The 25,623-nt window shown below is 66.3% G+C and carries 25 protein-coding genes and 1 pseudogene; 12 read left to right on the plus strand and 14 right to left on the minus strand.

The features are described 5' to 3' along the window. Positions 1–11 precede the first annotated feature (11 nt). The 3 genes from BOSE125_RS16070 to BOSE125_RS16080 all read right to left on the minus strand — a co-directional run bounded on the left by BOSE125_RS16070 (position 12) and on the right by BOSE125_RS16080 (position 2,249). Positions 12–344 carry a heavy-metal-associated domain-containing protein gene (locus BOSE125_RS16070; protein WP_159554189.1) on the minus strand — a complete coding sequence of 111 codons (333 nt, stop codon included), beginning with the start codon at positions 342–344 and terminating at the stop codon, positions 12–14. Positions 345–417: 73 nt separating this feature from the next. Continuing rightward, complete coding sequence (locus BOSE125_RS16075) at positions 418–1,551, minus strand: HAMP domain-containing sensor histidine kinase (RefSeq protein WP_159554191.1); 1,134 nt, start codon at positions 1,549–1,551, stop codon at positions 418–420. Next, the gene (locus BOSE125_RS16080) at positions 1,548–2,249 is read right to left on the minus strand and encodes a response regulator transcription factor (protein ID WP_159554193.1); all 702 of its coding nucleotides are present in this window, start codon (positions 2,247–2,249) and stop codon (positions 1,548–1,550) included. Before BOSE125_RS16080 ends, BOSE125_RS16075 begins: the two co-directional genes overlap by 4 nt. A gap of 156 nt (positions 2,250–2,405) precedes the next feature. Here BOSE125_RS16080 and BOSE125_RS16085 point away from each other — a divergent pair, with 156 nt between their 5' ends. The 8 genes from BOSE125_RS16085 (at position 2,406) to ccsB (ending at position 10,321) form a co-directional block, all read left to right on the plus strand. Beyond that, positions 2,406–3,260 carry a F510_1955 family glycosylhydrolase gene (locus BOSE125_RS16085; protein WP_159554195.1) on the plus strand — a complete coding sequence of 285 codons (855 nt, stop codon included), beginning with the start codon at positions 2,406–2,408 and terminating at the stop codon, positions 3,258–3,260. Between the two features lie 37 nt (positions 3,261–3,297). Next, positions 3,298–3,798: a hypothetical protein gene (locus BOSE125_RS16090; protein ID WP_159554197.1), complete on the plus strand. Its 501-nt coding sequence runs from the start codon at positions 3,298–3,300 to the stop codon at positions 3,796–3,798. A 160-nt stretch (positions 3,799–3,958) separates the two neighbouring features. Beyond that, a complete protein-coding gene (locus BOSE125_RS16095; protein WP_159554199.1) occupies positions 3,959–5,515 on the plus strand; it encodes a multicopper oxidase family protein in 1,557 nt (518 codons plus the stop codon). A gap of 162 nt (positions 5,516–5,677) precedes the next feature. Beyond that, positions 5,678–6,421 carry a cytochrome c biogenesis CcdA family protein gene (locus tag BOSE125_RS16100; protein WP_159554201.1) on the plus strand — a complete coding sequence of 248 codons (744 nt, stop codon included), beginning with the start codon at positions 5,678–5,680 and terminating at the stop codon, positions 6,419–6,421. Between the two features lie 171 nt (positions 6,422–6,592). Further along, positions 6,593–7,246, plus strand: a complete 654-nt coding sequence (locus BOSE125_RS16105; protein WP_159554203.1) for a TlpA disulfide reductase family protein — start codon at positions 6,593–6,595, stop codon at positions 7,244–7,246. 7 nt (positions 7,247–7,253) lie between these two features. After that, entirely contained in the window at positions 7,254–7,454 is a 201-nt protein-coding gene (locus BOSE125_RS16110) for a hypothetical protein (RefSeq protein WP_159554205.1), read from the plus strand. Further along, entirely contained in the window at positions 7,451–9,205 is a 1,755-nt protein-coding gene (locus BOSE125_RS16115; RefSeq protein WP_159554207.1) for a cytochrome c biogenesis protein ResB, read from the plus strand. Before BOSE125_RS16110 ends, BOSE125_RS16115 begins: the two co-directional genes overlap by 4 nt. 3 nt (positions 9,206–9,208) lie before the next feature. Next, on the plus strand, positions 9,209–10,321 hold the full coding sequence (gene ccsB / locus BOSE125_RS16120; protein WP_159554209.1) for a c-type cytochrome biogenesis protein CcsB: 1,113 nt from the start codon (positions 9,209–9,211) through the stop codon (positions 10,319–10,321). A 196-nt stretch (positions 10,322–10,517) separates the two neighbouring features. On the opposite strand, the gene BOSE125_RS16125 is transcribed toward ccsB, so the two are convergent. Next, positions 10,518–11,723, minus strand: a complete 1,206-nt coding sequence (locus BOSE125_RS16125) for a cell wall metabolism sensor histidine kinase WalK (protein ID WP_159554211.1) — start codon at positions 11,721–11,723, stop codon at positions 10,518–10,520. Next, entirely contained in the window at positions 11,720–12,445 is a 726-nt protein-coding gene (locus BOSE125_RS16130; RefSeq protein ID WP_159554213.1) for a response regulator transcription factor, read from the minus strand. Before BOSE125_RS16130 ends, BOSE125_RS16125 begins: the two co-directional genes overlap by 4 nt. A gap of 939 nt (positions 12,446–13,384) precedes the next feature. Between BOSE125_RS16130 and BOSE125_RS16135 the strand changes: the two genes are divergently transcribed. The 4 genes from BOSE125_RS16135 (at position 13,385) to BOSE125_RS16150 (ending at position 18,041) form a co-directional block, all read left to right on the plus strand. After that, on the plus strand, positions 13,385–14,890 hold the full coding sequence (locus BOSE125_RS16135; RefSeq protein WP_159554215.1) for a heparan-alpha-glucosaminide N-acetyltransferase domain-containing protein: 1,506 nt from the start codon (positions 13,385–13,387) through the stop codon (positions 14,888–14,890). A 420-nt stretch (positions 14,891–15,310) separates the two neighbouring features. Next, on the plus strand, positions 15,311–15,922 hold the full coding sequence (locus BOSE125_RS16140) for a hypothetical protein (RefSeq protein WP_201301233.1): 612 nt from the start codon (positions 15,311–15,313) through the stop codon (positions 15,920–15,922). Between the two features lie 471 nt (positions 15,923–16,393). Next, complete coding sequence (locus tag BOSE125_RS16145) at positions 16,394–16,762, plus strand: LexA family transcriptional regulator (RefSeq protein WP_159555318.1); 369 nt, start codon at positions 16,394–16,396, stop codon at positions 16,760–16,762. Continuing rightward, positions 16,743–18,041: a Y-family DNA polymerase gene (locus BOSE125_RS16150; RefSeq protein ID WP_188806896.1), complete on the plus strand. Its 1,299-nt coding sequence runs from the start codon at positions 16,743–16,745 to the stop codon at positions 18,039–18,041. The genes BOSE125_RS16145 and BOSE125_RS16150 overlap by 20 nt, the downstream gene beginning before the upstream one ends. Positions 18,042–18,085: 44 nt before the next feature. On the opposite strand, the gene BOSE125_RS16155 is transcribed toward BOSE125_RS16150, so the two are convergent. From BOSE125_RS16155 to arsB, 9 genes and pseudogenes are all read right to left on the minus strand, one after another. Next, entirely contained in the window at positions 18,086–18,259 is a 174-nt protein-coding gene (locus BOSE125_RS16155) for a hypothetical protein (protein WP_159554217.1), read from the minus strand. Between the two features lie 164 nt (positions 18,260–18,423). Beyond that, positions 18,424–18,618 (minus strand): annotated as a pseudogene (locus BOSE125_RS16160) (arsenic resistance protein); the annotation flags it as partial. 120 nt (positions 18,619–18,738) lie between these two features. Beyond that, a complete protein-coding gene (locus BOSE125_RS16165; protein ID WP_159554219.1) occupies positions 18,739–19,995 on the minus strand; it encodes an MFS transporter in 1,257 nt (418 codons plus the stop codon). A gap of 359 nt (positions 19,996–20,354) precedes the next feature. Beyond that, positions 20,355–20,984 carry an arsenate reductase ArsC gene (locus BOSE125_RS16170; RefSeq protein ID WP_159554221.1) on the minus strand — a complete coding sequence of 210 codons (630 nt, stop codon included), beginning with the start codon at positions 20,982–20,984 and terminating at the stop codon, positions 20,355–20,357. Positions 20,985–21,026: 42 nt separating this feature from the next. Beyond that, positions 21,027–22,487 carry an FAD-dependent oxidoreductase gene (locus tag BOSE125_RS16175; protein WP_159554223.1) on the minus strand — a complete coding sequence of 487 codons (1,461 nt, stop codon included), beginning with the start codon at positions 22,485–22,487 and terminating at the stop codon, positions 21,027–21,029. Beyond that, positions 22,480–23,493 (minus strand): thioredoxin-disulfide reductase, encoded by a 1,014-nt coding sequence (trxB, locus tag BOSE125_RS16180; protein WP_159554225.1) that lies wholly within the window; start codon positions 23,491–23,493, stop codon positions 22,480–22,482. The genes BOSE125_RS16175 and trxB overlap by 8 nt, the downstream gene beginning before the upstream one ends. A gap of 14 nt (positions 23,494–23,507) precedes the next feature. Then, on the minus strand, positions 23,508–23,963 hold the full coding sequence (locus BOSE125_RS16185) for an arsenate reductase ArsC (RefSeq protein WP_159554227.1): 456 nt from the start codon (positions 23,961–23,963) through the stop codon (positions 23,508–23,510). Positions 23,964–24,004: 41 nt separating this feature from the next. Beyond that, the gene (locus tag BOSE125_RS16190) at positions 24,005–24,451 is read right to left on the minus strand and encodes a low molecular weight phosphatase family protein (RefSeq protein WP_159554229.1); all 447 of its coding nucleotides are present in this window, start codon (positions 24,449–24,451) and stop codon (positions 24,005–24,007) included. 28 nt (positions 24,452–24,479) lie between these two features. Then, positions 24,480–25,598, minus strand: coding sequence for an ACR3 family arsenite efflux transporter (arsB, locus tag BOSE125_RS16195; protein ID WP_159554231.1), 1,119 nt, complete (start codon positions 25,596–25,598; stop codon positions 24,480–24,482). Positions 25,599–25,623: the final 25 nt, after the last annotated feature.

Here is a 25,623-nt window from a genome sequence, read left to right on the forward strand (position 1 = left end):
GGGCCAAGCGATCAGGACATCAGGACGCGGTAGCCGGACTCTTCGATGGCCGCCCGTACGGCGTCCGCGGAGGCGGACCCGGTCACGGTGACGGGGGAAATGCCGCCGGCCACCAGTTCGACCTTGACATCGTCCACCCCGTGCAGGGCACTCACCGCTCCGGCGGTGATTCCGACGCAGTGCCCACAGGTCATCCCCTCCACCCGATACGTGGTGGAGGTCCCGGAAGCGGCAGGGAAAGACGTCTCCGCGGCGGCGGAGCCCGGCGTTGGGGCGGCGTCCGGGGTGCAGCACGAGCAGCCGCCGGTGGCCATCGGCAGGGGGCTGGGGATCGATTCGGTCATGGTGGGCTCCTTCGTCGGATGTGGGCGGTGGGACTGCGCCCTCCTCCCGGTATATACCCCTGGAGGGTATCAATCAAGTGGCGATGGAGTGGTTTCTGTCGCTTCGGGCAGGCAGGTGGACGGTGAACGTCGCCCCGGTGTCCGGACCTGCGGAGCTGGCGGTCAGGGACCCTCCATGGGCTTGGACCAGGGCCCGGGAGATGGCCAGGCCGACCCCGGACCCGCCGTGGTCCCGGTCGCGGGCGGTGTCCCCGCGGTAGAACCGTTCGAAGATGTGCGGCAGGTGCTCGGGGAGGATGCCCTCGCCGGTGTCGCTGACGCTGAGCGTGATCCCTCCTGGACTCTGCCGAGCATCCAGGGTGACCTGGCCTCTTGCGGGGGTGTGGCGCAAGGCGTTGGTGAGCAGGTTGCCCAACACCTGACCCATGCGTTGGCGGTCGACCTCCACGGTCGCGATGTCCTGGCTCGGATTCAGGATCAAGGCCACGCCCTTGGCGGCATAGGTGTCCCGATGGGCTACGGCGGCGGCCTGCAGTAACTCGCCCGCCGATTCGATGGTGCGATCGAGCTCGATCCGTCCTTCCTCCGCCCGGGAGACGTCGTGGATGTCTTCCACCAGCCGGGTGAGGCGGGCCAGCTGTTCGTCCATGAGCTCGCCGGTGGCTTCGCCCCAGTGTGAGACTCCATCCTGCAGGGCTTCGAGGTAGACGGTGAGCACGGAGATGGGAGTGCGCATCTCGTGGGCCAAGTCCGAGAGCATCCGACGGCGGGTGCTCTCGGTGCGTTCGAGCCGCTCGGCCATGGTGTTGAACGAGGCGGCTAGGTCCTCCACCTCGGTCCCTGCCCCCATGGCCGGGACCCGGGTGTCGTACTTGCCGCCGGCCATGGCCGTCGCGGCTTGGGTCAGGGCATGGATCGGGTTCTGGATCCGGCGGGCGACATACCAGGTCAACACCAGGCAGCAGACTAGGGCGGTGGCCAAGGCCACACCCAGGGTCCAGAAGTTGGTGTCTCGGTAGGCCTGCTCCACGTGCAGCATCTGGGTCGCATCATGCCCGGCCCCGGCCTGTTCCAAATGCTCGTGGAACAGCGGGGGGCCGGCCAGGGAGGCCACCGCCACCGCGGCCAGGATGCTGACCACCACCACCAGCAACTGGGCCAGGAAGAACCGGGCCGCCAGGCCGCGGTAACGTCGCTGGCCGGTCACTGTTCTGCCATCCGGTAGCCAACACCGCGGACCGTGTCGACATAGCGCCCGGGGTTATCGTCGAGTTTGCGGCGCAGGTTGCCGATGTGCACATCCACGATTCGTTCATCACCCACCCACCCCGGATCCCAGACGATATCGATCAGCTGACGCCGGGAGAACACTTGATAGGGACGTCCCGACAGGGCCGCCAGCAGGTCGAACTCCGTGCGCGTCAGCCCCACCGACTTCCCGTCCACGTGGGCTTCGTGGGCGCCCAGGTCGATCACCAGCGACCCGAAAGCCCGTGCCGGTTCTGGGACGGTTACCGTCGTGCGGGGCCGCCGCATGACCGCCCCCACACGGGCGACCAGTTCCCGGACACTGAAGGGTTTGGTGATGTAGTCATCGGCGCCCACCGCCAGCCCTTGCAGCCGGTCAGGTTCATTGCCCCGGGCGGTGAGCATCAGCACGTAGCACTCGGAAAAGGCCCGCACGCGCCGGCACACCTCGATCCCGTCCAGTCCGGGCAGGCCCAGGTCCAGGACTATCACGTCGGGATCATGCATGCGGGCAGCCTGTACCGCATCGGGTCCGGTGTGGGTGGTGGTGACCTCATAGCCGGCCCGCTCCAGGTAGGTGGCGACCATGCGTGCCAGGGGTTTTTCGTCATCGACGACCAACACCCGCCCGGTGGACGAGCCAGTGCCAAAGTTCATGTGTTCAGTCTCCCCCGGCTCACGGCCCGGAGAGCGACCCAAGACACCAGACCGGGGAATCTTCATCAAACCTTCAAGGCAAACCGTCCGGAGCCCCTGAGCCTCCGGCGGACAATGGTAGGTGGCCCCGCAATCGGATCGGGGCGGAAAGGCACCATGACTACCCGCAGAACCCTGCTCGCCGGCGGACTCGGCCTGATCGGTGTCGGCACCCTGACCGCCTGCACCGTGCCGAACACCTCAAGCCCCCAAGACGCCAACACGCAGACCCCGGGTACGGCGATCACCCACATTCATGCCATCGTGCGCGACCCCGACGACGGCCTCGTGCTCCTGGCCACCCACGAGGGCCTGTTCCGCCTCCAGGACCGCGATCTGGTCCAGGTGGGCCCGGTGGTGGATCTCATGGGTTTCGCCGTGACGCCCGAGGGCCGCTATCTGGCCTCCGGTCACCCGGCGCCCGGTACCGACCTGCCCGAACCATTGGGTTTGGCCGAGTCCACGGACCGCGGCCTGAGCTGGGAGGTGCTCTCCCGTGGCGGCCAATCCGACTTCCACGCCCTGGCCGCCGGCCCGGCCGGCGTCCTCGGCTTCGATGGTCAACTGCGTGCCAGCGCCGACGGAATCAACTGGCGGACCCTCACGATCCCTACCCCACCCGCGTCCTTGGCCATCTCCCCGAAAACTGGGACCGTGCTGACCACCACCGAAGCCGGGATGCTGCGGTCAGTAGACAACGGTGCCACCTGGAGCACCCTGGACACCCCGCAGCTGATGCACCTGGTCGCCTGGGCCGACGACACCACAGTCGTTGGCGCCGGTACCGACGGCCGGTTGCTGACCAGCTCCGACGGCGGCGACACCTGGACCTCCAGTGACCCACTGAGCGACACGGCCTCCGCCCTGGGAGCCAGCATCACTGACGACGGGCAGGTCGAAGCACTCCTAGTCATCGGCACGGCCGTCCTACGCACCACCGACGGCGGGAACACCACCGAACCGCTGCTGTGACCCATGCCGCGCCAAGCCGCGGGCCCTAAACCGGACCATGACCAGCAAGGACGAACAGGAAAGGCCAGTGCCGATGGCGGAACGCCGACATCTTCACCGCCTTGACCTGTCCCGTCGGACCGCCCTCAGGCCGGTTCTGGGCATCCTCGTGCTGCTCCTCGGCCTGCTCGGGATGCATGCTGGCGTGGGCACCGGCGCGGTGATGGCCGGCATCGACACCTCCGCCTTAACGGTGTCCCAGCATCCCGGGCCGACAACCGTCGGCCCTGCCGGTTGGGCACCCGGAGACGTGCTCACAGCCCAGCCTCCCGGGGATAATGCCGCAGGCGGCAGCGGGTTGCCGTATTGCGCACTGGAGGCCGGGGGCGACACCTGCGCCTCCTCCCTAACCACGCCTTCCGTCGTCCTGGATCTAGAGCCCCGGGAGCTCACGTCATTTCCCGGGCAGGGGCTGACCGCGCCCCCACTGCCTTGGGTTGTCCACTTCAGGCTTCCCTGGACTCCTTCACTGGTTCAACTGGCCATCAACCGCACCTAGGATGCCCGGTCGTGTCCACCGGCAAGCACAGCCGCCCCCTTGCATTGGGGACGGCACGCAGCAGCCTGTGGGCCACCATCCCATCAGCAACTGATGAGCCATACCCGTCCCCCGTCGTACCTCCCTGCGGCAGGTGATCGGGAGAAGGAAAGAAGAACCGATGACCTCCCCACTGACCACCCGCCGCGCCTTCCTGGGCACCTCCGTCGGCGCCCTCGCCATGGCCGGACTGGCCGCATGCTCCGACCCCCTGGCCACCGCCCGACCGTCAGGGCGCATCCTGCCCACCGACCCGCTGATCGCCGAATACGAAAAACGACGTGCCTACTCAGGCACCACCGTCGCCAACCGACTCCCCGCCGCACCCTTCGAGACCTCCCTCGAAGGTCGGACCCTGACCACTTGGGGATACGACAAGAGCCTCAACGGACCGCTGCTGCGCGCCAAGACCGGCGACCTGCTCGACGTCACCGTCGCCAACGGTCTTCCGGAGGGAACGAGCGTGCACTGGCACGGACTGGCCCTGCGCAATGACGCCGACGGAGTCCAGGGAGTGACCCAGGATCCCATCGCGGCCGGAGGAACCTACTCGTACGGATTCCGGCTCTCCCATCCGGGCACCTACTGGTACCACTCCCACTTCGACACCCAGCGCGAACGCGCCCTGTACGGTGCGCTGATCGTCGAGGATCCCAACGAAACCCTCGACTATGACCAGGAATGGGTCGTGATCCTGGACGACTGGCTCGACGGGATCACCGGAACGCCCGAGGAAGTCGTCGAGGAGCTCTCCGCCGGAATGGACATGTCCGGTGACATGGAGGGTATGGAGGGGATGGATCACGGGTCCATGAGCGAGGACAGCTCCTCCGGCATGCCCATGAAGCACATGCTCATGGGGGCTGAGAGCGACTACCTGGGCGGGGATGCCGGCGACGTGAGGATCCCCGTGCACCTGTTCAACGGCCGCCCCCCAGCCGAACCCGACACTATCGACGGCAAGCCCGGCGACCGTATCCGTCTGCGACTGATCAATGCCGCCGGAGACACCGCCTACCGGGTTGGGGTCCCCGGTCAGGAATTGACCATCACCCACACCGATGGGTTCCCGGTCCAGCCGCGTCAGGCCGACGCCGTCGTCTTGGGCATGGGTGAACGCTTGGATGTGCTGGTCACCCTTGGCGACCAGGCCGTGCCCGTTCTGGCCCTGCCCGAGGGCAAGACCGGCCACTCCTACGGCATCATCAAAGCCGGATCGAACACCGCTCTCTCCGGACGGCTCCCGCAGACCCTGGGCGGGACCGTGCTCGATGGCAGCCGACTGAAGGCCCACGAATCCGTCCTGCTCGAGCCAAAGGAACCGACCAGGAGCCATGAGCTGCGGCTCACCGGATCGATGGCCGACTATGACTGGGGTATCAACGGGCGCCGCTTCGACCCGGCCAACCCCTTTGACGGTGCCTTCAAGCTCCGGCTGGACGAGCGTGTGCGGGTCACGATGACCAACGACACCGACATGTGGCACCCCATGCACCTGCATGGCCACACCTTCCAGCTGGCCGACAACGGTGCACGCAAGGACACAGTCATCGTCAAACCCCGGCAGACCATCGTCTTCGACTTCGAGGCGGACAACCCGGGACAGTGGCTGACCCACTGCCACAACGCCTACCACGCCGAGGCCGGGATGATGGGCGTCTTCTCCTACATCCACTGACCACTCCACCCACGCCTCGTCCCTCCATCCACCGGGCGGTCGCCCGGTGCCCGTTCAGGAAAGAACATGCCCCTATCGTCCACTCGCACCCACCACGTCCAGGACCGTCCCGACCCGGGCCTCCGGCCACCATCCCCGGACACAACCCCAAGGAGGAAATAGATGGGCGAGTACTTCGCTCAGACCGTCCAGTCCGGGGCGCTGCTGATGGCCATCCCGCTGGCGGCCATCGCCGGGCTCGTCTCCTTCCTCTCGCCCTGCATCCTGCCGCTCGTCCCCGGATACCTGGGCTATGTCTCCGGTCTGTCCGACCCGACCCGTCCGGACAACCGACGCAGGGTCATGACAGGGGTGGGCCTGTTCATCCTCGGCTTCGCCGCCGTGTTCACCCTCTACGGCGCCGCCTTCGGCCTGATCGGCGGGTGGCTGCTGCGCTGGCAGGACCTGCTGATCCGCATCCTGGGGGTCATCGTCATCCTCATGGGCCTGGCGCTGATGGGCATGCTCTCGACCCTGCAAAGAACCAAGACTCTCACCTTTAAACCCAAGACCGGGCTGGCCGGAGCGCCGCTACTGGGCGTGGGCTTCGGCCTCGGCTGGACGCCCTGCATGGGCCCCACCCTCAGCGCCGTCCTGGCCCTGAGCACCACCACCGGCGACCCCTGGCGCGGTGCCTTGCTGGGATTCTCCTACTGCCTGGGACTGGGCATCCCCTTCGTCCTCGTCGCCAGAGGCTTGGGCTGGGTGAGCACCACCTTGGGCTTCGTGCGCCGCCACATGCGCGTGTTCAACATCGCCGGCGGCACCCTGCTCGTGTTGGTCGGTGTCCTAATGGCCACCGGGATCTGGACGGCCTGGATCTATCAACTGCAGAACCTCGCCGGCACCTTCACTACCCCCATCTAAAAGGTCCTCGTCCCAGGACTCACCCCGAACTGACGACTGCTCACCGGCTCAACCGCCGCGTGCCATAAACCACACCCCCCGGTCGGCCTTCGCCATCGTTTCCCCGATTTCTACAGACTGTAGAATTCGAAGGTCGTCCTACCCCCGCAGAAGAAGTATCGGAGGTACGTCATGTCCAACCTGAAGCATTCCCCTGGGTCCGCCCCTCGGACCCCCGACCCCCTGCGTCGGCCCGGACGCCGACAGGTCCTGGTCGGACTGGCCGGGATCGCCGCCTTGCCGGTGCTGGCCGCTTGCTCAAGCGACGACCCACTGGCCGCCCAAGCCGGCAATGCCGATGGCAAGAACTACATCGCCGGCGACGGGTCGGTCCTGGAGATTAGGCCGGATGAGCGCGGTGAGCCGGTGCAGTTCAGCTCCACCTTGTTCTCCGGGGAGCCAATCAGCACGGACAGCCTCGTCGGGGATCCCGCGGTGCTTAACTTCTGGTACGCCGCCTGTGCGCCGTGCCGGGTGGAGGCCCCGGACCTGCAGGCCCTGCACGAGGAGCTCGAGCCCCAAGACGTCCGCTTCGTGGGCGTCAATGTCCGGGACACGGTGGCCACCGCGCAGGCCTTCGAACGCAACTTCGGCATCACCTATCCCTCGGTCGAAGACCTCAATGGCCAGGTGCTCTTGGCCATGACCGACTACGTCCCACCGCAGGCCGTGCCCACCACGATCGTGCTGGACCGTCAGGGCCGGGTCTCGGCCCGAATCCTGGGGATCGCCGAGCGGTCCACGCTACGAACCCTGATCACCACGGTGCTGGGCGAACAGGCCTGAACCCACCATGGACCTCCTGACCCTCCCGCGCGCCGCCGTCCAGTATCTGGTGAACCAACCCCTCACCGATATCGTCACCGCCGGTTCGTTGTCCACGTACACCTCCAGCCAGGACGTGCCGGATCCACTGCTGGCCGCCGGCCCCCAGAACACCGGCTTCCACGACCGGCAGGCCTCGCCCGCTACTGACGGGAGGATTCCGAAATGAGCCACACCGATGCGCCGAACCAGCGCCAGGACGCGGAGCTGCCCGCCCTGGGCTTCACGGGCACCCTGCGGTTCCTGTGGGTCCAGCTGACCAGCATGCGCACCGCGCTGATGCTGTTGCTGCTGCTGGCCGTTGCAGCCGTTCCGGGCTCGCTGTTCCCGCAGCGGCCGGCCGGTCCCGGGATCGTGGATGACTACATCTCCGACAATCCCGCGGCTGGGGAGTGGCTGGACCGCTTCCAGATGTTCGACGTGTACTCGTCCGTCTGGTTCTCCGCCATCTACCTCCTGCTGTTCGTCTCCCTGATCGGCTGTGTGTTCCCGCGCGCCGTCAAACACGCCAAGGCCCTGCGCTCTGCCCCGCCGCGCACCCCCCGCCTACTCTCCCGCCTGCCCGAGTACGGAAAAGTCGTGCTGGAATCCACCGGGCCGTCCCCCCGGGACGCGGTAGACCAAGCGGCCAAGATCCTCAAGAAGCGCGGCTACCGGATCCAGGTCCGCCAGGAAGCCGAGGGCAACGCTTCCGTAGGTGCCGAGCGCGGCTACGTGCGCGAAATCGGCAACATCGTCTTCCACCTGTCCCTCATCGGAGTGCTGGCGTTTATGGCGGCCGGCTCGATGCTGAGCTACCGGGGCCAGAAGATCCTCGTCGAAGGCGAGGGATTCGCCAACACCCTCGTCGCCTACGACGCCTTCACCCCCGGCAGCGCCTTCTCCGAGCAGAAGCTAAACCCGTTCTCCATGACCCTGGACAGCTTCGAGGCCGAGTTCGACCGCGAGTCGGATACCCACTACGGCCAAGCATTGGACTTCACCGCCGTGCTGGGCGTACGTCATGGACCGGGCGAACCGGAGCAGACCACGGAGCTGAAGGTGAACCATCCCCTGGACATCGACGGTGTCCGCGTGTACCTGGTCGGCAACGGCTACGCCCCCGAGGTCACCGTGCGGGACGGCATTGGGAACATCGCCTTCCAAGGCCCCGTGATCGGCCGGGCAGAAGACCAGGTGTACACCTCCCTGATGGTCATCAAAGCCCCCGACTCCGAACCCGACCAGCTCGGCTTCGTCGGGTTCTTCCTGCCCACGGCCTACACCGGAGAGGACGGGGTGGCCATCTCGATTGACCCCGAATTGCTCAACCCCGAGCTGAACCTCAACTCCTACTACGGCGATCTCGGCCTGGACACGGGCGAACCGCAGAACGTCTACGTCTTGGACACCGACACCCTCACCGAGCTGAACTCCCGCAACCTCGAGGCCGGCGGCATCACATTGTCCCCGGGGGAGTCCTACGAGCTGCCGGAGGGCAAGGGTTCCATAGCCTTTGACGGCGTCAAGCGTTTCGTGGGCCTGGACATCGTCTACGACCCCGCCAAATGGGGTGTGGGCATCTTCGCCGTGTTGGCGATGCTGGCACTGGGCGTGAGCCTGTTCGTGCGCCGCCGCCGCGTGTGGGTCCGTGGCACCACAGACCCCAACGGGTATACCACGGTCGAGTATGGCCTGCTGGCTCGCGGTGAGAGCTTCGGCCTGCGCGAAGAGAACGTCGCCCTGCGACGCCAGATGGAAAGGACCTGGCCGGTCCAGGCACCCAAGGATGCCGACGACGCTGAGGGAGGCCCCTCCACCTCCGATTACAAGCCGCCAAGCGGCCACGATGCCCACCCCGTCGACATTCAGGCCGCGATGCCTGCCATCCACCGGCCCCCAGAAAGCAAACCCAACACCACCGAGAACCGACCGGAGTAAATCATGCCCTCCATCAACCTGCAGCTGGCCAGCTACAGCGACCTGTTCATGTTGATCGCTGCGTTCATCTACGTCGCGGCCTTCATCCTGTTCACTTTGGACGTGGCGACCTCCTCCACGACCATCCGAAATTTAGAGTCCGAACTAGCTCGCCAACGACCCCGCCGGGAAATGGCCGGAGCCGGCGTCGGGCGCCCTGTGCCTGACACCGCAGGAGACCACCCGCCAGCGGCGCCGGCAGGCCGTGCACAAAGTGGGTCCTCAGCGACCGCTATTCAGCTCAACGAGGAGCTGGTCAACGACGACATGGATTATCTCGGTACCGTCCGCCGGCCTGTCGCGAACGTGGCCGTGGCCCTGATGGTCATCGGGGCCCTGCTGCATGCCTTCGCGGTGATCGCCCGCGGTGTGGCCGCCTCCCGGGTGCCGTGGGGCAACATGTACGAGTTCCTCACCACCGGCGCGATGCTGGTCGCCGTGGTCTACCTACTGTTCCTGATCCGCAAAGACATCCGTTTCCTCGGGACCTTCGTCTCCGGCCTCGTGGTGGTCATGATGGCTGCGGCGACCATGGGCTTCCCCACGCCGATCGCCCACCTGCAGCCGGCCCTGCAATCCCCCTGGATCATCATCCACGTGTCGGTGGCTGTGCTGGCTTCGGCCCTGTTCACCCTGACCTTCGCCATGAGCGTGCTGCAACTCATCCAGCACCGGCGTGAGGCCGCGATGTCTGTTGAAAAAGCCCGAATCAGGCCATTCCTGCGCATGGTGCCCCCGGCACTAAGCCTGGAGAACTGGTCCTACCGCATCAACGCCGTCGGATTCGTGATGTGGACTTTCACCCTGATTGCCGGCGCCATCTGGGCCGAAGCCGCCTGGGGCCGGTACTGGGGCTGGGACACCAAGGAAGTGTGGACCTTCGTAGTCTGGGTGGTCTACGCAGGCTACCTGCACGCCCGCGCCACGCGCGGCTGGACCGGAGAACGCGCCGCCTGGCTCTCGATCATCGGCTACGCCTGCATCGTTTTCAACTTCACCATCGTCAACACGTACTTCCCCGGCTTGCACTCCTACGCCGGCATCCCCGGTGCGGAGACCGCCGAGGTGTACAGGTAATCGACCACCAGATCCAGTTGAGGGCCATTTCAATTCCGTCGCCGAGCCTCCCGGCTGGGCCAACAATACTATTGGAGGTGGGTAAGGCCCTTCCGCTGCCAAGTACACCGCCACGGTCTACGGTGCATGACTCCGGCGAAGGAGCGACACAAGGTGTCCTTCCACCAGGGCCCCGAGGACACGGCCGCGGAGCCCGTCAGCGACTCGCTCTCGCCCGGGGCAGACGGACGGTGAACTCCGCTCCCCGGCCACGCCCCTCGCTGGCGACTGTCAGGGTCCCTCCCTGTGCCTCGACCAGCGCCTTGCTGATCGCCAGGCCCAGTCCGGATCCCCCGGGCTTCGCCTCCCGGCCCTCCTCCACCCGGTAGAACCGCATAAAGATGCGGGACAGGTCCTCGGCGGCGATCCCGTCACCGGAGTCCGTCACCGTGAGCACCACCGCATTGTCGCGTTCTGTCAGGCCCACCGTGACGCGGCCGCCGGCCGGGGTGTGCCGGAGGGCGTTGTCCACCAGGTTGCTGAGCACCTGGCGCATCCGGTCCCGGTCCATCAGCACGGGTTCCACCGGATTGTGGGGTCTCCTGACCGTGAGCTCCACCTGACGCGATCTCGCCATCTGTTCTGCCGCCGCGACCGCCTCCACGACCAGCTCGGCGGGATCCCAATTGCTGAGACGCAGGTTGATCATCCCCTCCTCCGCCTGGGTCAGGGACCTCATATCTTGGGCCAGGTGCTCCAGCCGGCTGACCTGGCCGTTCAGGATGGCAGAGGCGCGCCCGTCCAGAGCCACGATCCCGTCCTCGATGCCTTCGAGATGTCCTTTCAGGGTGGCCAGTGGAGTCCTCATTTCGTGGGCGAGGTCGCCGAGCATCTGGCGCCTGGTCTGGTTCACGGCGTCGAGTTTCGCCGTCATGTCATTGAAGGAATCGACCAGCGAGTCGAACTCGGCGCCCAAATGTCCCTGTTCCAGGCGGATGCCGTATTCCCCGGAAGCGATCCGGTTGGCGGCACGGCTCACCTCGGAGATGGATTTCCTGATCTGGCGGGTCATGAGGATGCTCACGGGGACGGCGATCACCAGCGAGGTCAGGCCACCGACCGTCATGGCCACCAGGCTCACCTCCCGGAAGACGTCATCCAGGTGGAAGATGGCGCGGGCAGCGCGGCCATGGCCTTCTCGGAAGAGCTCGTTGATGTACATCTGTGGTCCGATGAGCAGGGTTGTCACCGTCACCACGATCAGCCCGACGAGGAGCACGGCGACCTGGACCAGGAGGATACGGACCGTCAGCGAGTACTTGGATTCCTGACCCTCCGGGGAGTCCTCCGGGTCCGGATCGCTGCCCCGCCGGCCGCCGTTGGGGCGTGCTCCGGCGTCCTGGCCGGCTGCTCCTGCGCTCACGCCGGGGCTTCCATCCGGTAGCCGATGCCGCGCACCGTATGGATGTATCGGGGATTGGCGGCGTCTTCGCCCAGCTTCCGTCGTACCCTGGCCAGGTGGACGTCCACGAGGTGGTTGTCGCTCGTCCAATCGTCGCCCCACACCATGTCGAGCAGCTGGCGTCGACTCAGCACCTGCTTCGGGTGGGCCGCGAGGCTGGCCAACAGGTCGAATTCCGTCTTCGTCAGCAGGATGGGCTTCTCGGACAGGTGGACCTGCCGCGAGGACCCGTCCACCCGCAGTTCACCGATCTGATGGATGAGGCCGGAGGACTCGTCCATCGGTTGTCCGGCCGCTGTCGGGGCTACCCGTGCCCGACGCATCATTGACTGGATTCGGGCGACGAGCTCCCGGGGGCTGAAGGGCTTGGTCACATAGTCGTCTGCCCCCAGGGACAGCCCGACGATTTTGTCCACCTCATCATCGCGGGCGGTGAGCATCAACACGTGGCAGTCCGAGAAGGTCCGCACCTGGCGGCACACCTCGAAGCCGTCGGTTCCCGGCAGACCGATGTCCAGCACCAGGACATTGGGTGCGAAGTCACGCACCGCGGAGACGGCTTCGGCCCCGTCATGGCGTACCTCCACCCGCAAGCCTGCATTCTGCAGGTAGTCCCGGATCAAGCGCGCGAGGTCCGGTTCGTCCTCGACCACCAGTACCCGTCCCGTCGATGCCTCGGTCATGGTGCCTCCTTCCTGCGGGTCCATGGTCGGCGCGAATCCATCGTCCTGCCGTTCGGTTCAAGGATACGGAGCCCGACGACACCGGGGTGCGCTCCGGGTTGTCCAAGAGGGTGACGGCGGAGCAATTTGCGCCGTGAGGTTCATCCGCGTTCCTCGACAGGCATCTCTGCCGATTCCTCCGACCGGGACACATCATCAGGGATCGAGACATGGTGTCACCCAGATGACAGCAGTCCCCCCGGCCTCAGATCCACAGGTTCGTGGTGCGGATGGAACAGCACGGTGGCAACGCCGTCGGGGGTACCGGCTGGTGAGTTATGGAAGGCGGCCGGAGAACACGGTCCGCTTCCGAAAGCGTGCAGGGCGCCCCGGATCGGCGCCGGAGATGTGGGCGACGTGTAGTGGTCCTACGCCCCGTGGCTCAGTCGGGTAGCCCTGTGGGGCGGTGAGCGTGACCGCTGGCGGGGTGCTGGGTTTGTAGGGGGTGATACTCAATCAGTCCCGGGGTGGGTGTCGGCCGTCAGATTCGCCGCGACATTGCCTGGGTCCACGAAGGCGACCGCAGTCACGGCACCGGCTGACGATACATCCACTCGTCCCCTGACAGTTCCCGCACCGCTTCCGGGAGCCCGCGCCGCCCTCCCTGCCACCCATGGAAAGTCGAGCTACACGAGCTCTTGAATTTTTCAGGGGAGATGAGCTGCGGCAGGCGGTGAAGCTTGCAGGGTCCTCAGGCGTCCCCGGCGGCGTCAGAGGGCTGCGTGGAGACCCTGTTATCCACACGGGAATCTTCATGGAATCTTGAGACGTCTGCTCGGATCCCTCAATGTCCGCCTGCGAACCTATCTACACATTGGCTGCGGATGTGCACCGTGGGCCCGGATGTGGTGGTGCTCGATGCGCCGTCGCCGGATACCAACAGAGAGTCAGGGAAGATCCATGAGTTCGGACGAAGCCATCCGGGGAGCCGTCGTGGGCGCTCCCGCGGCGACGAAGAAGCGGACCGAGGAAGGGCCTGGAAAGCGGCTGATCGGCATCGACGCGGCGCGAGGGCTGGCGCTGATCGGTTTGATGGCCATCCACATCCTGGCCTCCTACCAAGAGGAGACCGGCGAGCCCACCCTCACCTGGCAACTATTCTCCGGCGACTCGGCCGCGCTTTTCGCCCTGCTGGCCGGCCTCGGCCTGGCCCTGTCCTCCGGCGGGCGCATACCGCACCGCGGCCGGCAGATGACCGCGAACCGGGTCGGCCTGGTTGTGAGGGCAGTGCTGATCGCCGTGGTGGCACTTCTTATCGCCTCGCTCATGCCCCCTGTTGACCCGCCGGCCTACAGCATCCTGATCTACTATGCGGTGTTCTTCCTGTTGGCCATCCCCTTCCTGCACCTCGGACCCAAGGCCCTGTTCATCTGCGCCGCGGTCTTCGGCATCGTCTCCCCGATCCTGATCCAGCAGTTGCCCCCGGTGTTGCCCGACTGGGTCTCGTACAACCCGACCCTTGAGCACGTCCTGGCTGACCCGGTCTCCATCGCCTCCCAACTGCTGCTGACCGGCACCTACCCGGCCCTGCCCTACATGACCTACATCCTGGCCGGCATGGCCCTGGGTCGGCTGAACCTGCGAAGCATCCCCGTGCAGGCCGCCATTGCCGGGGCCGGCGCGGCCCTGGCCATCCTGGCCAGCCTCGCCTCCTACGTCCTGCTCTACGCCGTCGGCGGCTACGAGGCGCTGCTGGCAACCCCGGGCATGACCATGCACGACCTGGACGAAGCCCTCGTCTACGGCCCGGAACTCGTGCCGAACACCTCCGGCTGGTGGCTGGCCATCACCACCCCGCACACCAACATGCCCCTGGCCATCGCCTCCAGCCTCGGCATGGCACTGCTGGCGCTGGGCCTGTTCCTGCTCATCGCCAACAAGGCGGGGCAATGGCTGAGTCCGCTGGCAGCCATGGGCGCCATGACCCTCACGCTCTACTCCGCCCACCTGCTCGTCCTGGCCCTGGAGATCCACTACGACGAACCCGCTCTGTGGTTCCTCGTGCACCTGGGGGTGGCCGTCGCGTTCGCCTGGTTCTGGCAACGATCCGTCGGCCAAGGCCCGCTGGAGAAGGTGGTGTCCCTGTCGGTCAAGGGCAGCCGGCGCCTCGTTTCCGGCAAAACCACCAACTCCGGTGGACCCACCGGCGGGCTCGCCACCCACCACTCAGACACCTCGGTCCAGACTCCCCGGGATACCACCAACTACACCACCGACGAAGAACTTCCCGGTTCGCCCGATCAGGCGAGCACCGGCCAAGATCCTCGGGTTTCCACCGATCGGCCCACCAGGGGCACTCCCATCCGGACCGATCGGGGCACCACCATCAACCTCGCCGACGACGAAGCTCCGGGCTACACCGACCAGATCGGCCCGGTCCGAGACCCAGGCAGCGGCACCGGCTAGGCCCTGCTGGGCTTCGTCTCCACCGACGCCGCACAACTGGCCCCCCACATGTCACCCAGGCCTTGGCTCGGACCCCGTGAGTCACCCCGCCTCACCCCGTAGGTAATGGATCTGGGCCCGGAGGAGACTGAGGTGGGTCTATGGAAGGACTGGCCACCGAGGCGACTCCGGTATCCCTGCTGTGGACACTGATCCTGCACCAGATAGCCTTGGGCATCGATGTCGCCCCTGCCCGATAACGCTCGTACTGAGGCGCTCCTTGCATCGCTTGTGAGTCTCCGAGGGCACCAGCGTGAACTGTTCGGGAGTTATTGAGGGGCGGCCGGGCCCAAGGGTTACGTTGGCGCAAAAACTGCGTCCTCCGCGCGGCATGGCGGTCGCTTCGGTTCTTCGGTCGTCTTCACCTAGTACTTTGGACTGGTGCCGATCTCCGCCTTCAACGCCTACCTTGATGAGTCTTCAGTGGCCCGCAGCGAGGCAGCCCAGGAGTACCTGGTGTGTGCGGCACTCTTGGAGCCCGATCAGGTGGAAATGGTCCGCGAGGAGCTCCGGCCCCTTCTACGCCCTGGCCAGATCAAACTGCACTGGACTGATGAGAACTCCAGTAGCCGACGGCGGATCGTGCAAGCCATAGGAGCCCTGGGCCCGATGAATGTCATCGTGACCCATCTCAGTGAACGTCAGCGTAAAACGGAACGGTTCCGTCGCAAGTGCCTGGAGGTCCTCTACTATCAACTCGCTGATCTCGAGGTTTACGATCTCACCCTCGAATGTCGCACCGAGGCACAGGACAAGAGAGACCGGGCCCACATTGTCGCCCTTCAAGGCCAAGGCCTCGATCGAGGAATCCGCATCTCGCACCGTCGCGGCGGAGATGAGCCCCTGCTATGGATCTCCGACATAGTGCTCGGAGCGGTCAACGCCTCCCACATAGGGGAGCACCAATATCTTGAGGCGCTGGAGCAGACGATCTACCTCAAGCAGAGCACTCCCGAATCCCTGATTCCCACAGGGCAAAACGAAAGGCCCTAGATCCAGTCGTCCGGCTGGGGTTCTAAGGCCTTCTTCCCTGTCCGTCGTAACGGTGGGCACTTCAAACAATAGTAGCCGCGCGGCCTACTTGCAAGACCGCGGATCACGACGTGAGACGGCACTGAGTGCAGAAGACAGGGTGGGGTTAGGGCCTCCACAACAGTTGAGGACAAGGCGGGCAAACCCGCCTAGGGCAGCAGCAATTTCCGGGCCATTGTTGCGGACGTTGCCAACCGCTGGGCCCCACATCAAGGCCGGCTCGTAGGCCTGTCGCCTCACCCGTCCAACCAGCGCCCCAACCGCGGCCGGCGAGAGCAGATTCTGGCAGCGGCCTCCAGTTACCACGTGTACGATTACCAATCGAACATAGTTTCGATTCATTGGGGTGGAGAGTTGCTGGCAACTGAGGTCCGGGCCCTGGCCGATGGGCTAGACGACCAGCTCCGAACGCGCGTCGAGGACGGCGTGGTCATGGCCGGCTTCCCCTCGCCGTCCCAGGACTACACCACCGCCGAGATCGACCTGAGCGAGCACCTGATGCCCAACCGGGCCTCGACGTACCTGGTGCGGGCGCGGGGACACTCCATGACCGGTGCCGGGATCTGGGACGGCGACGAACTGGTGGTCGATCGCTCGATTCGACCCCAGCACGGCCACGTGGTGATCGCCGTGCTCGATGGCGAACTGACCGTGAAACGACTCAGCATCCACGCCGACGGCCGCGTGGTGCTCTCCTCGGAGAACCCGGCGTATCCCGACATCGCCGTTCCCTCACTCTCGGATCTGCGGGTCTGGGGTGTGGTCACGGTGGCACTGCATCATGTCTCCCGCGCCTCGTGAGGCCATGATCGCCCTGGTGGACTGCGCCAGTTTCTACGCCTCGTGCGAGCGGGTCTTCGACCCGAGCCTGGAGAATCGTCCGGTGGTGGTGCTGTCCAACAACGATGGCTGCGTGGTGGCCATGTCCCAGGAGGCCAAAGCGCTGGGGATCCCCATGGGCATGCCCTGGTTCAAGCTCGAGCCCGTCGCCGCGGCGCAGGGGATCGTGGCGCGGTCCTCCAACTATGAGCTGTACGGCAGCCTCTCGGCGAGGGTCATGGAGGTCATCGGCCGGCACGCGGCCTGGCAAGAGGTCTACAGCATTGATGAGTCGTTCATCGGCCTGCGGGGCACCGTCGAGGAGCTGGTGCAGCTCGGCCGGCGTATCCGCGAGGACGTGGCCCGCTGCACCGGGATCCCCGTGCGCGTGGGCATCGCCCCCACCAAAACCCTAGCGAAGGTCGCCCTGCTCGGGGTGAAGCGCTCCGCCCCGCTAGCCGAAGTCGGTGTGTGCCACTTCGGGGGCTACTCCCCCACCCAACGGGACGCCATTCTGGCCAGCATCCCCGTCACCGACTTGTGGGGCGTGGCCGGACGTCTCGGCCGCCGCCTGGCGAATCTGAATATCCATACCGCCGCCGACCTCGCCGCCCAAGACCCCGGGCAGATGCGTCGGCGGTTCTCGGTGGTCCTGGAGCGCACCGTGCGCGAACTGCGCGGCACACCCTGCATCCCCCTGGAAGAAGAACCCCGCCAGTACAAAGATCAGCTCATCTACTCCCGATCTTTCTCGGAGCCGGTCACCACCACCCCGGCCATGCGCCAAGTCCTGTCCATCTACGCCCAGCAACTCGCCTCCCGCCTCCGCAGTGCCGGCCAGCAGGCCCGCGTGCTCACGGCTTGGGCCTCCACCTCCCCGTTCGCCACAGACCAGGAACCCCACTCACCCCAGGTCAGTGCCGTGCTGCCCGTACCCACGGCAGAGCCGCTGACGATCGCACGCGGATCCCTAGGGCTAGCCGAGTTGATCCGTCCGGGCACCCGGTACGTGCGGGCCGGCGTCGTACTCACCGATCTACGCCCGGCCGGCCAGGCCGAGACCCTCCCCGGCCTCGGCCCGCCTGGTGAGGGCCGGCAGCTCGGCCCCACCCTAGATGCTGTGGTGGCCCGCTTCGGGGTCGGGAGTATTGGCCTGGGATATGGGGGCCTCGGAACACCACCGTCCTGGCAGATGCGCCGCGCCATGCTCTCCCCTCGGGCCACCACTCACTGGGACGAGCTCGTCACTGTCCGCCTGTGAAGGACACCCGCAGACACCGGGACCAGTGGTGAGGGGCATTCGGCTCAGTACTCGCTGCGGCGCAGATTCATGATGCGCCAGCCGGCGGGCACTCGCTCACGCAGCGCGGCAACCGCCGCCTCGTAGGACTCGCCCTCAGCCGTCAACTCATCGGCCTTCCGATCTCCACGACCCGTGTCATCGTCGGGGATGGTCTCGATGACGGTGGTGATGTTCATCCGTTCAGCCTATGTGCCTTCGGCCCAGGAGGTCGGGTGCGGCAGACTGGGGCTCATGTGTGGACGGTATGTGATGGCCCGAGGTCTGAGCATTAATCGGCTGATGCAACAGCGTCGTCGCAAATGTGCTGACGCTTGTCGGGGGTGACCAGTGCCCAGCGGGGTTAGGCGTCCGAGCGTTCCGGGCCGCGGGCGGGGATCAGGCGCGGGATAAGCCGCACGAAGAGAACCATGATGATGAGCTCGACGAGTGTCTGGGTGACGACGACGAGTGGGGCGAGGTCGTACGCGGCAGGTAGGGCGAGGACGAGTGGGAGCACGACGAGGGAGTTGCGGGTCGCACCGCTGAACACATCGCCCGTGGCACCCCGGACCAGCTTGCTGCACTCAACGTCCCCTCCCCCAAGGACCGGTCCGCCGCCGGCGACAACGGCCCCAAGTGACCGAACCCATCAGCTGAAGGCCCTATTGCATCCGGCCTAGGAAGGGAAAGCGCTGAGGTTGGATTCCGTGGGTTCTGCCGCTGTGCCTGCGGTCTTTCGCTGGTTGCGGTGAAGAACCATCAGCCACATGGCCAGCACGAAGGCCAGGGATGCGAAAAGGCCCAGTGCCATCAGGGTATTTTTGTGCCCGAGGTGTTGGATGAGCACCGAACCGATGAGGGGGGCCGCTGCCTGGGCAAGGAGCGATGGCAAGGCGGTGCGGCCCATGATCCGGGCGTAGTGGTCTTGTCCAAAGAGCGCCAGCGGCACGGTTCCGTTGGCGATGGAACTCAGTCCGATGCCCACCCCGTAGATGATGACGAGGATCGTGGGTGCCAGGATCCCGGTGCCGAGGAAGCTGATTGCCATGGCCGTGGCGAGGGTCGCGGCCAGTAAGGTCCACAACGGGTGGTGTTTGCGCCCGATGACCAGTTCGATGAACCTGGCACCGACTTGCGAGGGGCCGATGGTGGCGGCCAGCACGACGGCTGCTGTGCCGGCGATGCCGATGCCTGCTAGCAAGGTGAACATGTGGACCGACATCAACGCGGCAATGGACATGCCCAATGTGGAGATGCACGCAACCAGGACAATCAACGGCCAGCGAGGCCCCGCTGACCGGGGGCTCTCATTGTTCGGGCGGGCTGGTCCAGCGCTGGGCGTTGACGCACGTGGTTGTCGAGGAATGGTGAGCGCGTACAGGGGTGCGGTGACCAGCAGGTGCGCCCCTGCGTAGATGAGGGCCGTCCCCCTCCATCCGACTTCGTTGACCAGCAAGGTACTCAGCGGCCAGCAGATGGTGCTGGCGAACCCTCCGAAAAGCGTCAGGAGGGTGATGGCCGAGCGGGCGGAAGGACCATAAGTATGTCCCAGAACTGCGAACGCTCCGGTGTAGAGTCCGCCGCTCATGCCCAACCCGAGGATCAGCCAAGCGCCGAGGTGCCACCACTGATTGGGACCCAGACCAAGGACGGTCAGGCCCAAGGCGAGCAGCAGGGCGCTGGCAACCAGGACGGCACGACCGTGGTTGCCGGCCACCAAGGCGCCGACGCGTGGCGAGCCGAGACCAGCGATAACTAGACCCACCGAGACGCCCGCCACCACTAGGGAAATCGGCCACCCGGTATCCGCGGCGATGGGAGCTGCAAGAACCGCCAGCAGGTAAAACGTCGAACCCCACGAGAGGATCTGGCCGAGGCCCAGTCCAGCGACGACGTAGCCGCGCTTGGTCGTGAATCTCTGCGTGATGGCCATGCTCAGACCAGCTGGGCGGTGCTGCGCAAAGACTGCGCTTCGGAGCCTTCAACTGCGGTGAAAACCCCGGGAAGCGAGGTCTTGGAGGCGCTGTCCTGGACGGCGTCGGACGGGCCGGGGCTCATGGTGAAGCCTTTCAAAGCGGGTAGGGGTCGAGGCGCAAGGGGTATCGGGAACGGTCTTTCGCCGGAGGGAGAACCACGAAGGCACTCTGGTGCAGGGACAGTGTCCACAGCGGGCATCCCCTCTCGACGAAGGAGTTTGGCCGTTGGGTATTAGCAGAACAGAGGTACCTATCTCCGAGGGCCTTGGTTGACGTCGGACTGACTGGTCTGCTCGCCTAGCAGGAGAGGCGGCAGTCAGGCCGTGATCTGTGCCCAGAGCTCTTTGACGTGGGTGTCAATGTTCTCGACGATGGCTCGGACCCCGTCAAGGGTCTCGACGGCAGGGTCGGGGATCTCCCAGTCCAGGTAGCGCTTGCCGGGGTAGACCGGGCAGGCGTCCCCGCAACCCATGGTGATGACGTAGTCCGCGGCCCGCACGACGTCGTCGGTCAGGGGCTTGGGGTAGGCCCCGGACAGATCGATCCCGCGCTCGGCCAGGACCTCCACGACGAGGGGGTGGACTTCGGACTGGGGCAGGGAACCGGCGGAGCGGACCTCGACCTGGTCTCCGGCATGGTGAGCCAGCAGGGCCGCGGCGATCTGGGAGCGGCCGATGTTGTGCACACAGACGAAGAGCACCTGCGGGACCGGGGAATCGATCTTGCCTTCAGCCTGGGCCAAGGCCCGGAGACGACTGTCCGCGAAATGCGTGGCGGTGGAGGCCAGATACGTGCGCACCTTCGCTGTGCGGGACAGCGTGGTGTAGGACTCGAAGACGTAGCGTTCAACGGTCTCCGGGGAGAACATCCCGGTGTACCTTTCAGCCAGGTGCTCGGCGGATCGTTGCAGGACGTGGGTATCCCTGGTCTCGGCGGGCTCGGTCATGAGGACTCCTTCACGCAGTGGTGGGCTGGCGGCCGGCTGCGCTTAGCAGCAGCCGGAATCTCGGGTCGTGGAGGGGCCGGCTCCGATGGTGACTGGCTGAGGCGCTCCGCAGCACCCATCTTCGGCCACTTGAGCGGGGGCCGGGGCGCAACAACCCTGGTCCGTCTCCTGTGCTGCGGGGGCCGGTGCGTCGCAGGACCCGCCGAGGTCGGTAGAGCAGACCCCCGTCTCGGGCAGGTGTAGTTCGACGTTGTCCGCAGCAGCCTGGTCCCCAGCCAGGGAGGCAGCGATGGAACGTACCTGCTCATAGCCGGTGGCCATCAGGAAGGTCGGGGCCCGCCCGTAGCTCTTCATGCCCACGATGTAGAACCCGGGTTCCGGGTGGGCTAGCATCTTTTCCCCGTGAGGGGCCACGGAGCCGCAGGAGTGGAACTCCGGATCGATCAGGGGCCCGAGTTGGCGGGGTGCGTCTACGGCCGGGTCCAACTCGAGGCGGAGCTCGGACAGGATGGACAGGTCCGGGCGGAAGCCGGTGGCCGGCACCACCACATCTACGGCCAGGGTCTGGTCGCCTGCCGGGGTTGAGGCGAGCACGTCCACATGATCTGCTGCGGCGCTGAAGCCGGTAATGGTGAAGGAAGTGTGCACCTGGATCGTGCCGGACTCGACGAGGTGGCGCAGTCGGGTGCCCAGCGCGCCGCGGGCGGTCAGCTCGTCGCGGTCCTCGCCCCCGTAGACGCTGGAGACATCGGCCGAGCGCACGGCCCACGAGATCCGGGTGTCCGGGGCATCCTCGGCCAGGGAACCGAGCTCGAGCAGGGTGTTGGCTGCCGAGTGCCCGGCCCCGACCACGAGCACATGCCGGCCGGCGAACGTCTGCCGATCCCGGCCGGTGACGTCCGGCAACGCGACAGTGATGCGCCCGGACGCTACCGCCTCGACCTCGCCGGGGGCGGGCAATCCGGACTGGCCCAAGGGGTTCGGGGTAGACCAGGTACCTGCGGCATCGATTACCGCGGAAGCCTGGATGTCTTCCATGGTCCCGTCGCTGTGTTGGGTCCGGACCAGGAACGGGGTTTCGGCCCGTCCGGTGGTGCGGGTCTTGTCCATCCCGGACCGGGTCACCGCGATGACGCGGGAATCGGTGCGCACGTAGGTGGCCAGCGTCGTGGTGGTGGCCAGGGGTTCTAGATACTGAGTGACCAGTTGGGTTCCGGTGGGCAGGCCCTGCAGGTTCGGGGCGGTCCAGCCGGCGGCGAGCAGCAGGCGTTCGGCGGCGGCGTCGATGTTGTACTGCCAGGGCGAGAACAGGTGGGTGTGGCCCCAGTCGCGGATGGAGGCGCCGACCTCAGCACCGGCTTCCAGCAGCAGCGGAGTCAGACCGCGCTCCAAAAGGTGGGCGGCGGCGGCCAGCCCGACGGGTCCGGCGCCGATGACGACGACCGGCAGAACCGTCGTACCGTCGGCTCCGGTGGTGGCCTTGGTAGTGGTGGTGTCAGACATGGGTCGGCTCCTCGATCAGTGCAGCGGCAATGCTGTCGGCGTCGTGCAGGGCGGCTAGGTAGCGTTCGGCGTCCAGGGCGGCAGAGCACCCGGTACCGGCGGCGGTGATGGCCTGGCGGTAGCGGTGGTCCACGGCGTCGCCGCAGGCGAAGACCCCGGGCAGGTTGGTGGCGGTGGTGTGGGCGTCCACGAGGATGTATCCCTCGTCGTCCAGGTCGAGCTGGCCGGTGACCAGTTCGGTGCGGGGCAGATGCCCGATCGCCACGAACACCCCGGACGCGGATAGTTCGCGAGTGTCCCCGGTGATGGTGTCGGTCAGGGTCATACCGGTGACCTTGTCCTGGCCGTGAATGGCGGCGATTCGACTGTTGTAGGCGAAGCGGATCTTCTCGTTATCCTTGGCTCGGGCGGCCATGATCTTCGAGGCCCGCAAGGCGTCCCTGCGGACCACGATGGTCACGGTGCGCGCGAAGCGGGTCAGGAAGAGGGCCTCTTCCATGGCCGAGTCCCCGCCGCCGACCACGATGATGTCCTGGTCTCGGAAGAAGAATCCGTCACAGGTGGCGCACCAGGACACCCCGTGCCCGCTGAGTTGCTTCTCCTCGGGCAGGCCGAGTTCTTTGTAGGCGGAGCCGGTAGCCATGATCACCGCAGGGGCCTGGTATGTTTTCCCGGCCAGGGTGGTGACCTCTTTGAGATGGTCCTTGAGCTGCACGGTAGCGGCGTCGTCATACTCGATGATCGCGCCGAACCGGGTGGCCTGTTCGGCCAGTCCGGCCATCAACTCGGGACCTTGAATGCCGCCGGGGAAACCGGGGAAGTTCTCCACCTCGGTGGTGTTCATCAGCGCCCCGCCGTGAGTGACGGAGCCGGCTATGACCCGCGGGGCCAGTCCGGCCCGGGCGGCGTAGATCGCCGCGGTGTAGCCGGCGGGGCCCGAACCAATGATGATCAGTTGGTCGGTGGCAGCGTCGGAGATGGTGGTGTCGGTGATCGTGTTGTCCATGGGGAGGCTCACCTTCAGTTCGTCGTTGACCCGGCGGGCAGCAGCTCGGTGATGAGCTGTTGGATGCGGACCTTGATGTCGTCGCGGATGGGGCGGACGCCTTCGATGCCCTGGCCGGCCGGGTCTTCGAGCTTCCAGTCCTCGTAGCGCTTGCCGGGGAAGAACGGGCAGGCGTCTCCGCAACCCATGGTGATGACCACGTCGGAGTCCTTCACGGCCTGATCGGACAGCACCTTAGGTTGGTTCGCGCTGATGTCGATGCCCTCTTCGGCCATCGCCTCCACGGCCGCCGGATTGACCGACTCGGCCGGGGCGGATCCCGCGGAGCGGACCTCGATCCGGCTCTCGGCCAGGTGGGACAGGTAGGCAGCGGCCATCTGGGAGCGGCCGGCGTTGTGCACGCAGACGAACAGCACCGACGGTCGATCTGTGGCTTCCTCGGTGGTTTCAGTGGTGGTCTCTGCGGTCATCGGGCGATCCAAATCTGTCGGCGAGTGCGGGCGTCGGAGTATCAGGAGGTGGTGGAGTCGGTGAGCTCGGCCAGCAGTGCCTTGACCCGGGCGTCGATGTCGTCGCGAACCAGGCGCATGCGCTCGGCTCCCTCGATGCCACGGGCAAAGGGCTCGTCGGTGTGCCAGGTCTCGATATCGCCGGCCATGCCGTCGACCGGCTCGACGTTGGCCTCGCCGCCGAGGACAACCACCCGGTCCACGCGGGCCAGCAGGCCCGGGTCGATGGGCTTGGGGTGCCCTGCGGACATGTCGGCGCCGGACTCGGCGATGACCTCGGCCGAGAGCGCGTTGATCGTCTCGCCCGGCTTGGTGCCGGCGGAGTGGACCTCGACAGCTCCGGCGGCCCGGTGTTCCATCAGGGCCGCAGCCATCTGGGACTTGCCGCCGTTCTTGGCGCAGATGAACAGCACGGAGGGGCGGGATGAGGATGGTGGCTCGGTGGTCATCTCTACGGGTCTCCTGTCGGTCGACGGTTCAGGCGTGGTTCGCGGAGGCGGTCTCAGCGCGAGCGGGGACGGTGGGGTCTCCGGGGAAAAGCTTGCGGCCGGCCCACAGGGACACGTAGACGAGGCCGACGAGGACGGGGACCTCGATCAGGGGGCCGACGACGCCGGCCAGGGCCTGACCGGAGGTGACGCCGAAGGTGCCGATGGCCACGGCGATGGCCAGCTCGAAGTTGTTGCCGGCCGCGGTGAAGGCCACGGTCGTGGACTTGGCGTAGTTCAGTCCCACGGCCTTGGAAGCGAGCAGGGCGATGCCGAACATCAACACGAAGTAGGCCAGCAACGGCAGGGCGATCCGAGCGACGTCCCACGGGTTGGTGGTGATGGCCTCACCCTGCAGGGCGAACAGCAGCACGATGGTGAACAACAGCCCGTACAGGGCCCAGGGGCCGATACGCGGCAGGAACGTCTCCTCGTACCAAGTGCGTCCCTTGGCCTTCTCACCGAAGTAGCGCGTCAGGAAGCCGGCAAACAGAGGAATGCCCAGGAATACCAGCACGCTGAGGACGATGGACCAGACGGAGAAATCGGCCGAGGTGGTCGGCAGGCCCAGCCAGGACGGGAGGACCTGGAGGTAGAACCAGCCCAGGGCGCCGAAGGCGAAGACCTGGAAGACGGAGTTGATGGCCACCAGGACGGCGGCGGCCTCGCGGTCCCCGCAGGCCAAGTCGTTCCAGATGAAGACCATGGCGATGCAGCGCGCCAGGCCGACGATGATCAGGCCGGTGCGGTACTCGGGCAGGTCCGGCAGGAGCATCCAGGCCAGAGCGAACATCAGGGCCGGACCGACGACCCAGTTCAACACCAGCGAGGTGATCATGAGCCGCTTGTCCCCAGCGATGCGTCGGGTCTCGTTATAGCGGACCTTGGCGAGGACGGGGTACATCATCACCAGCAGACCAATGGCGATCGGCAGGGACACCTCGCCGATCTTCACCGCCTCCAGCGCAGTGTTCAGACCGGGGATGAAGCGGCCCAGGGCCAGGCCGGCCACCATGGCCAGCAGAATCCAGGCCGGCAGCCAACGGTCGAGGAAGGACATCTCCTTCATCACCGGTTGGTGCGGGGCAGGGGCGGTGGTGGTGCTCATGCAGGCCCATCTCTCGTATCGATAA

Origin of the sequence: Citricoccus sp. K5 (assembly GCF_902506195.1) — a bacterium.
Taxonomy (GTDB): domain Bacteria; phylum Actinomycetota; class Actinomycetes; order Actinomycetales; family Micrococcaceae; genus Citricoccus.